Source organism: Exiguobacterium sp. A1_3_1 (assembly GCF_048985645.1).
In the GTDB taxonomy this organism is placed as follows: Bacteria; Bacillota; Bacilli; order Exiguobacteriales; family Exiguobacteriaceae; genus Exiguobacterium_A; species Exiguobacterium_A indicum.
On the sequence record NZ_WBYY01000133.1, the window covers coordinates 1 to 9,263 of the forward strand.

A 9,263-nucleotide genomic window follows, 5' to 3' on the forward strand; every position below is an offset into this window, starting at 1 on the left:
TCGTGGGCTCGGAGATGTGTATAAGAGACAGGTATAGAGTGGATTCACTTGGACGACGATACCACCTGCATAGAGAACCGCATAATAACTGATCATATACTGGGGACAGTTCGGTAACATCAGTCCGACGCGATCCCCTTTTTTTAGTCCGTGCTCTTGTAACAGGCTTCCAAGTGCGCGGGCCTCGTCACGTACTTCACGAAACGTCATACGTTTTCCTAAGAAACTCAAGGCACGTTGTTCTGGAAAATCGGTCGCTGCCTCATCGAGTGCCTGATAAAGAGGTAATTCTCGATAATCAATCGATGCGGGTACTTGCTCGGGATAATCAGATAACCAAACGGATTCCATACGTTTCCCTCCCAGATAATGAATTACTATTCATTTTTATTATACGTTGATTCCAATTCGACATGCCAGTAAAATCCAAAAAAAGAAATCGAATCTGCTTGTTTTTTTTTCGATTCTTTCAATCGAGAATCATACAAAAAAGCAGTACTTCCCTTTCTCGTTTCCGAAAAAGAAGCAGCACTGCTTTTTAATAGACATCACCGGGATGGATACGTGAATCCTTCTCCAATGACTTCGCGCACTTTATGAATGACGACGAAGGCGCGGGGATCCGCTGCTTCGACGATCTGTTTCAACGGTGCCAGTTGTCGTTTATCGACGATCATATACAACATATCATTTTTTTGTTTCGTGAAATGACCGTGACTGTGAATGACCGTTGCACTACGGCCGAGCGTCTCTGTCAGGATTGTCGCGATTTCCTCTTGGCGATGACTGATGATCGTGACCGCTTCGCGGACATTCAATCCTTCGCTGACGAGATCAATCAAGTACGAACCGATGATGATCGCAATCAACGTATACAGCATCGTCTCTTCTCCGAATAGGAACCCTGATGCGCCGACGACTGCGACGTCGATGATGAACATCGAAACCGCGATACTGAGATTGAGATACTTATTCATCAATCGAGCGATGATCACACCCCCACCCGTCGTTCCTCCAGCACGAATAACAAGTCCGATTCCGACACCAATCAGAATACCCGCATAGACCGTACCAATTAAACGGCTATCCGATGATGTCGCTAGATTTGCTGTCGAAGAGAGGACAAACGATGTGACGGCGACCGAGATGACGGAGTAAAGCATCGTCTTCCGGCTAAGGAATCGATAACCGACGACGAACAGCAAAGCGTTCGCAATCAGGGAAACAAGTCCCGTATCCCAGCCATAGAGGTAGTAGAAGATGACCGTGATCCCGATCAATCCACCTTCTGATAAATCGTTTGGAATCGTAAAGTAATTGATGCCAAAGGCAAGAATGGCTGATCCAATGATGACCCAAAAAATATCCTTCCAAGAAATTAATTGCATTGCTTCAAAAGCACGGCGTCTTGTTTCTACCGTTGTTGTTTTTCGTACGTTCATATGCGTTCCTCCTTTTTTGATTAGGCGTGGCTTCCAATAAAAATTCCGTACTGAAACGATGTCAGTACGGAATGATCACACGGTAAGACCGGTTCTTTTAATTAAATACAATCCAAAGGATACCGACGACCAAAAAGGCGATCGAAACCCCGAACATGATTTTCGCTAAACGTTCTAACACGGATTCACCCCACTAACGCTGATCCGATGACGTAGGACATGCCGATCGATAAGGCACATGAAATAATACCGACAGCAATGTTGCCGTTCTCGATTTCACGGTCTACCGGCAAATTCGGTGTCAGGAATTCAAAGATCCAGTATGTCGATATCAACAGTAAGAAGCCAAAAGCACTTTCAAGAAATATCGACCCGACCCGTTCTTCCCCTTGAACAGCGAAATGAACGATATTGGCGAGTCCGATGATTTTTCCACCTGTTGCTAACGCAACGGCGATGTTGCCACTCTTGATATGTTCCCAGTTTTTATACCGGGTTGTCAACTCAAAAAGTGCAAGTCCTAAAATGATCAGTAATCCCGCGACCGAATAGAGCGCTGTCGTATAGACATAGACGTTCTCAAAAATGTTCATCCTGCTTTCCTCATTTCAGTTCGATGATCGTCACACCGTGTCCGCCTTCACCTTGACCACCTAAGCGGTGACCTTTGACGTGACGATGACCTTTCAAGAATTCTTGGACACCTTGACGCATCGCTCCCGTACCCAGACCATGGATAACACGAATATGGTCGTAGTTCGATAACAAAGCTTGGTCCATGAAGCGTTCGAGCTTCGATAATCCTTCTTCAACACGGACGCCACGTAAATCCAGTTCAGCTGAAGGCGCCGATTGTTTCGTCACACTCGTACCACCAGAACGCCCTTTTGTTTGAGGACGTTTTGGAGTACTGCCGATCTTCGCGAGATCTTCCGGTTTGACGTTCACTTTCATGATGCCGACTTGAACGGTGTACTCGCCGTTCGCCTGTTGGTTGATGATATAGCCTTTTTGATTGAAGGTCGTGACTTTGACTTCTTCCCCTTTATCAAAACGTGGCGTTTGATCGTATTTCGCTTTAACTTTAGCGATCCGTTTTTCTTGCAGACTCGGCTTCGCATCTTCAAGTTTTTTACGTGCCTCGATCAATTCATGCTCTTTGACGGCACCAGCGTCTCGTAATTCCTTCAAACGTTTAATGACGCCTTCCGCTTCTTTTTGGGCACGTTCGACTGCACGTGCTGCTTTTTCTTCCGCTTTTGCCAGAATCTCATTTTTCTCTTCCTGGATTTCGGCTTGTTCTTGCTCGAATTGCTCACGCTCTGCAACGAGTCGTTTCTTCTCTTCTAGCAACTGAGCCTCTAACGTCTCAGCACGCTGTTTCGCCTCTTCCAGTCGTTCGATCATCGTTTCGACGGACTGTGCGTCGCTACCGATTTGACCACGTGCCGCATCGATGATCCGGTCTTCGAGTCCGAGACGTTTTGAAATCTCGAACGCGTTCGAGCGTCCCGGTACACCAATGAGTAAGCGATACGTCGGACTGAGGGATTCGACATCGAATTCCATCGACGCGTTGACGACACCTTCTCGGTTATAGCCGTACGCTTTTAACTCCGAATAGTGCGTCGTCGCTGCAACACGTGCTCCGCGGCGTTTCACTTCATCAAGAATCGCGATCGCTAGGGCAGCCCCTTCTGTCGGATCCGTTCCCGCCCCTAATTCATCAAACAGCACCAAACTCATGAAATCGATTTTCTCCATCATCGAGACGATGTTCGTCATGTGCGAGCTGAACGTCGACAAGTTTTGTTCAATCGACTGTTCATCCCCGATATCGGCATAAATCGCATCGAAGACACTGAGCTCCGTCTCATCTGCTGCCGGTACGTATAGTCCTGATTGCACCATCAATTGCAAAAGACCAATCGTCTTTAAAGTAACTGTCTTACCACCGGTGTTCGGACCGGTGATGACGAGTGATGTAAAATCGCCACCTAGCGAGACAGTGATCGGTACGACCTCTTCTTTTGGAATGAAGGGATGTCGTGCTTCCTTCAGAATGATATGGCGATTTTCATTCAAGCGTGGTTCAACCGCTCCGATCTGATGACCATACAACGCTTTCGCCATGATGAAATCAAGTTCTGCTAATACATCAAGATTGATGCGCAGCGAGTCACCGACACTCCCGACAAGTGCTGATAATTGGGCGAGGATTCGTTCGATTTCCGCCCGTTCTTTCAAACGCGCTTCTTGAATCTCGTTGTTCGCAGAAACGACGGCTTGCGGTTCGATGAATAACGTCGCTCCAGAAGCTGACTGGTCGTGGACGATCCCACCGAACGCTTGACGATATTCTTGTTTGACCGGGACACAGTAGCGATCATTTCGCATCGTCACGATGGCGTCAGACAGCATCTTCGCTTTACTACGTAAGACACTATCGATTTTTGAACGAACTTGTCCTTCGAGCGAACGCAACTGACTACGTAACGCTCGTAATTTATCACTTGCCGAATCTTGAACAGTTCCTTGGTCGTCAATGGCATGACGAATCCCCTGTTCGATCTCAACGAGCTTCGTGATCTGTTCGATTCGACTATCGAGTCGTGGTAATCGTAGATCCGGGTGATCCTCATGCAATCGTTCTTGGAACGCCTTCACTTGACGTCCTGAATAAACGACGTCTGCGACGGATAAAAGTTCACTCGTCGAGAGGACCGAACCAATTTCTGCTCGTTTCACTTCACTGCGGACATCTGTCAATCCACCGAACGGATAACGGTCACGCAACCGGTAAACCGTCGTTGCTTCCGTCGTGACGGCTAATAATTCCTTGACCTGCTCGAACTCTTCCGCCGGACGCATCGCTCGAACGAACTGTGCTCCAAGTGAGCTTGCCGTGAACGATAACATGTTTTCTTTTAACTTCTCATATTCTAAGACGCGTAATGCGTTGGCATTCATTTAATCCACTCCTAAACGTTTTCGACCGAAGAAAGCAAGTGCTGCTTCGGCACTCCACGTATTGATGACATCAGACGCCTCCAAATAGGCTTTACGTGCATGGAGGACTCCAAGTTTCATATCTTCTAACATTTCTGGTCGGTGTGTATCTGTATTGATCAAAATTTTCACACCAGCAACCTTCGCTTTTGCTAGGGAACTTGCCGTCAAATCGAATCGTGCCGGGTTTGCATTCATCTCAAGCGCTGTTCCTGTCTCGGCTGCTAGTTCGATCAAGCGATCAACGTTAACGGCATAGCCCTCTCGTCTACCGATGATTCGTCCTGTCGGATGGGCAATCAGAGAAACGTAAGGATTACGACACGCATTCTCAAGCCGTTGCATGATCTCTTCTTCCGTCTGATCGAATTTCGAGTGAATCGAGGCAATGACGTAATCCATCTCTTTTAAGAAATCATCTTCATAATCGAGCGACCCATCAGGCAAGATATCCATCTCGACGCCACATAAAATCGTCATCTCAGGATGTTTCTTGCGTGCTGCTTCGATTTCGACACGTTGCGCACGTAGACGTTCTTCCGTCAATCCATTGACGAACTTCATATACTTACTATGGTCGGTGATCGCCATCCATGTATACCCTCGTGCAGCACACGCATCGACTAATTCTTCAACAGATAATGTTCCATCTGACCATGTCGTATGCATGTGTACATCTGCTTGGATATCCTGTTCCGTCAAAAGGCGTGACAAATCCTGCTCGAACTCTTGACGCCCTGCTCGTAATTCAGGTGCGATGAACGGTAAGTCGTACCGCGCAAACAATTCTTCTTCCGTCTTCGGCTGCACTAATCCTCGCTCGGTCTCAACGCCATATTCAGAAATGCTCTCTCCCCGTTCTTTGGCAAGTTGACGCATCCGGACATTGTGATCCTTCGAACCCGTGAAGTGATGTAACGTTGACGCGTACGCCGCGTCATCGACGATTCGGAAATCAACCGCGATATAATGGACGTCTCGTTTTAAGACGAGTGATACTTTCGTACTGCCGGCAGCAATGACTTCATCGATGAGCGACAGTTCCAATAGTTGCTCCTTGATCCGATCCGGTTCGTTCGTCGAGAGGATGAAATCAAGGTCCTTGCACGTCTCTTCTGCTCGGCGGAAGCTCCCACCAACTTCGAAGCGAATGATTTCATCGAACGACGCAAGGGTCTGATTTAATTCCGCAACGACCTTCCGCATGACACCATACGGTAATCGTTCCGGTCGTGTTTCAAACGTTTCGAGCGCTTTGACGTACTTTTCGACCGTCTTCTTACCGAATCCAGGCATCGTTTCGACTGTACCATCCGCTAATTTCTCTGCAAAGGAATCCGCATCAATGACGCCGACTTCATGCAATTTAGCAAGTTTCTTCCCACCAAGACCCGGGATCTTTAGTAAAGCGATCAGTCCTTCCGGTACTTCTTGTTCGAGTTCCGTCAGTGCCGTACTCGTTCCCGTTTCCCGGTACTCCTCAAGAACAGCGGCCGTTCCTTTACCAATCCCCTTCATCGCCGTGAAATCCTCGATTGCCATGAAGTCAGCATCGGATGCTTCGAGGATACTTGCTGCTTTTCGGAAAGCATTGATCTTAAACGGATTTTCCCCTTTAACCTCTAGATAGACTGAGATTCGTTCCAAGTGACGCATTGCATCTTGAATCGTACGCATGTGCAATTCTCCCCTCAAAAAAAGCTCCCATTTAACGGGAGCATGTTTATTTTATCAATCCAACTTTGTCCATCAGCCAATTCGCAAGGAGCGGTGTATGTTGGATGATGAAGCTTGCCAAACTCGAGTCTGCGATCGCATCCTGTATCGACTGAATCGGAACGAATGCCGCTAAGAACAAGAGCAAGAAGATGAAGATATACATCTCGATGAAGCCGAAGACGCCACCTAATAATCCTTTGACTTGTTTTAAGATCGGGACATTCGTCAACGAATCAAACATCGACAATAAGATCGCTAAGATGATTTTTGTACCGAAGAACAGGACGACGAACCAAAAGGCTTTATAGAACACTTCATCGAGTCGTGCTGAACTTGGAATTGCGAACATCGTCAAATCGATTCCCGCATCATCCAGCGTCGACGGATATGGAACCCACAAACGGAATTTCGTCGCCAGTTCCTCATAGAACGACAAGGCGACGATGAAGGAAATGATCAGGCTGAGCAAATGCCCGGCCTGCAATACGACTCCCCGTCGGACACCTGTCATGATGCCTAAGGCGAGAAGTAATAAGATAACGAAAGAAATCATAGTTTATAGTTCACCCAAATTCTTTTTTATTTTTACGTAATCACTACCAATATTAAGCGCCGCTAGGACGGCGATTTGACGAACGTCGAGTTGTGGTGCTTGTTCTCGGATTTCTCGAATTTTCGTATCGACGAGGAGACCCACTTCGCGTACGTGTTCTGGCGACTCCGTTCCGACAATCGTATAATCATTGCCTGCGATATGAATCGTCGTCCGGTTCAACCCTTCTGAATCAGCCATTTTTCTGTCCTCCTCATACTTTGCTTCTTTCATATAGTACCATCATTTTCGTTTTAGGAAAAGAAGTCCCCCATCGGTCTTAAGGATGGTATGCTTAATCCCGGAAAGGGAGGTTATCTCGTGGGAACTATCGTTTTACGCTTATCTAAAGAAAAGCAAGATCTCGTCATACAAGAGTTTAAACAAGGACAGACGAAGAGTCCACCGTATGCTCGTTTCGCCGCTAAAGTACCCGGATGTGTCATCACGATTTACAATTCTGGAAAAGTGATGTTTCAAGGAACCGAAGCCGAAACGATCGCTTCACGCTTCGGCACGGCTACACCGACTAAATCGAAGGAACCACTTGTTTCAACGTTACCAAATGGTTTTGCAGAATGGTCCGTCGCTGGCAGTGACGAAGTTGGAAAAGGCGATTTCTTCGGTCCACTCGTCGTCGTCGCTTCCTTCGTTGATCGAAAGCAGATTGCACTCCTTCGAGAACTGGGTGTACGTGACTCCAAGCACTTGAATGACACGGAGATTCGAAAGATCGCCCGTGATCTTCATGCCGTCATTCCGTACACATATCGTATCCTACACAATCCAGAATACAATCAAATGCAACGCACGATGACACAAGGAAAGATGACTGCCCTGATGCATAATGATGTCCTGCAGCGACTTCTTGACAAACTGGAGACGAAACCAGAAGCGATCTTGATAGATCAGTTTGCTGAAAAGACCGTTTACTATAAACACTTGTCTGGTGTCATCAATCCCGTTCGAGAAAATGTCTACTTCTCGACCAAGGCGGAACAACTCCATGTCGCCGTCGCTGCCTCCTCGATCATTGCTCGCGCCATCTTTTTGAAGGAGATGGACAAGTTGAGTGAAACAACAGGTGTCGTCATTCCGAAAGGTGCTGGTGCTAAAGTGGATCAAGTCGCTGCCTCACTGATTTTACGTTATGGAGCTGACAAACTTCGTGACTGGACGAAAGCCCATTTTGCGAATACGAAAAAGGCACAACAACTAGCTGCGAAACGAAACCGACCATGACCTTAACGGAATGGTCGGTTTTTTAAATGACGGACTTCCCTTCAGACAGTCGTTCTAATTCCGCAAGCAGTATGTGTTTTTCATTAAAAGGAATCGTTTTTGTACCGATTCGTTCTACCTCGTCATGACCTTTCCCGACGATGACGATGCGTTTCCCTTCGTGCGCCAAATGCGCTGCTTGTACAATCGCTTCGTGACGGGATGTATGACACCCTACTAAATGTTCACGTGAAATATCGACGATTAACTCTTCGATGATTCGATCCGGATTCTCTGTCCTCGCATCATGGACCGTTGCGATGATGTGTTCACAATATTTACTTGCGATTCGCCCCATCTCCGCTCGTTTCGTTCGATCACGCTCTCCAGCTGCACTTAAGACGACCGATAGCGACTCTCCGGAAGAAGTGAGTGCCTGCAAACATTTTTCTAGACCATCCGGTGTATGGGCATAATCGATATAAATCTCACAAGGTGCCCAGTCCAGTCGTTCGAGTCGTCCTTTCGGCAATTCCAGTTCTGGAATATGACGAATCAACGTATAGAGGTTGGCATCGCCTGCCCGCAACAATCCCATCGCTGCCGCTAAATTCGCTGCATTGAACTCACCTAGTAAAGCTGTCGGCACACGTGTTGTCGTCTCGTCGATCCGCACATTGACGGTATCCGTCAGCCATTCGACCGCAATCTGTGACGTTCGGTGGGGTTTCGTCGTATACCAGATAACGGGTTGCAAAGGCGCAGCTTCTCGCATGACGCGACTCCAACCATCTTCTCGATTCAAGACGATGGTCCGACCATTTGACGCAGCGACTTGTTGAAACAACAAAGCTTTCGTCTTTGCGTAATCTTCCATTGAATGATGATAATCCAGATGATCATGCGTCAGGTTCGTAAATGCTGCCGAGTGGAAAGACACTCCCTCGACTCGACCTTCGGCTAGTGCGTGAGAAGACACTTCAATGATGCAATCCGTCACGCCTTTTTCAACCATTTCATATAACAGTCGATGTAAGATGATGGCTTCAGGCGTCGTATTCGGCGTCTCAATGAGTTCCTCGTCAATTCGTGCACCGACCGTGCTGATCATGCCGGCTTTCACACCTGTTGCTCGAAAGAGATCATACGCCAATTTCGTCGTCGTCGTTTTTCCGTTTGTTCCGGTTACACCGTAGACACGCATCTTTTGACTCGGTTGATCGTAAAAGCGATTCGCGACTTGACCTGCAAGTCGTTTCGTATCCGGCACGGTAATGACG

The 9,263-nt window shown here is 47.4% G+C and carries 9 protein-coding genes; 1 reads left to right on the plus strand and 8 read right to left on the minus strand.

Annotated features, from left to right (window positions below; genetic code table 11):
• From F8N00_RS13255 to zapA, 7 genes are all read right to left on the minus strand, one after another.
• On the minus strand, window positions 1-351 hold a 351-nt coding region (locus F8N00_RS13255), incomplete at its 3' end, for an AMP-binding protein (protein ID WP_421018364.1).
• A 197-nt stretch (window positions 352-548) separates the two neighbouring features.
• Entirely contained in the window at window positions 549-1,442 is an 894-nt protein-coding gene (locus F8N00_RS13260; protein ID WP_174316480.1) for a YitT family protein, read from the minus strand.
• A gap of 185 nt (window positions 1,443-1,627) precedes the next feature.
• Complete coding sequence (locus F8N00_RS13265) at window positions 1,628-2,035, minus strand: DUF350 domain-containing protein (protein WP_023469001.1); 408 nt, start codon at window positions 2,033-2,035, stop codon at window positions 1,628-1,630.
• 10 nt (window positions 2,036-2,045) lie between these two features.
• Window positions 2,046-4,412, minus strand: coding sequence for an endonuclease MutS2 (locus tag F8N00_RS13270; RefSeq protein ID WP_023469002.1), 2,367 nt, complete (start codon window positions 4,410-4,412; stop codon window positions 2,046-2,048).
• Window positions 4,413-6,128 carry a DNA polymerase/3'-5' exonuclease PolX gene (gene polX, locus F8N00_RS13275; protein WP_035396571.1) on the minus strand — a complete coding sequence of 572 codons (1,716 nt, stop codon included), beginning with the start codon at window positions 6,126-6,128 and terminating at the stop codon, window positions 4,413-4,415. It lies immediately after the preceding gene.
• 46 nt (window positions 6,129-6,174) lie between these two features.
• Window positions 6,175-6,723, minus strand: coding sequence for a CvpA family protein (locus tag F8N00_RS13280; protein ID WP_023469004.1), 549 nt, complete (start codon window positions 6,721-6,723; stop codon window positions 6,175-6,177).
• 3 nt (window positions 6,724-6,726) lie between these two features.
• A complete protein-coding gene (zapA, locus tag F8N00_RS13285; protein WP_029342308.1) occupies window positions 6,727-6,963 on the minus strand; it encodes a cell division protein ZapA in 237 nt (78 codons plus the stop codon).
• Between the two features lie 120 nt (window positions 6,964-7,083).
• Between zapA and rnhC the strand changes: the two genes are divergently transcribed.
• Complete coding sequence (gene rnhC, locus F8N00_RS13290; RefSeq protein ID WP_023469006.1) at window positions 7,084-8,004, plus strand: ribonuclease HIII; 921 nt, start codon at window positions 7,084-7,086, stop codon at window positions 8,002-8,004.
• A 22-nt stretch (window positions 8,005-8,026) separates the two neighbouring features.
• Here the strand turns inward: rnhC and F8N00_RS13295 are convergent.
• Window positions 8,027-9,263 (minus strand): UDP-N-acetylmuramoyl-L-alanyl-D-glutamate--2,6-diaminopimelate ligase (locus F8N00_RS13295; protein WP_421018365.1); only part of this gene is annotated, 1,237 nt, incomplete at its 5' end.

What these genes read in the sequence shown, in the direction of transcription:
- polX (WP_035396571.1), bottom strand. Translation starts at nt 6,128, where the DNA reads ATGCGTACGATTCAAGATGCAATGCGTCACTTGGAACGAATCTCAGTC.
- F8N00_RS13260 (WP_174316480.1), bottom strand. Translation starts at nt 1,442, where the DNA reads ATGAACGTACGAAAAACAACAACGGTAGAAACAAGACGCCGTGCTTTT.
- zapA (WP_029342308.1), bottom strand. Translation starts at nt 6,963, where the DNA reads ATGGCTGATTCAGAAGGGTTGAACCGGACGACGATTCATATCGCAGGC.
- F8N00_RS13270 (WP_023469002.1), bottom strand. Translation starts at nt 4,412, where the DNA reads ATGAATGCCAACGCATTACGCGTCTTAGAATATGAGAAGTTAAAAGAA.
- F8N00_RS13265 (WP_023469001.1), bottom strand. Translation starts at nt 2,035, where the DNA reads ATGAACATTTTTGAGAACGTCTATGTCTATACGACAGCGCTCTATTCG.
- F8N00_RS13280 (WP_023469004.1), bottom strand. Translation starts at nt 6,723, where the DNA reads ATGATTTCTTTCGTTATCTTATTACTTCTCGCCTTAGGCATCATGACA.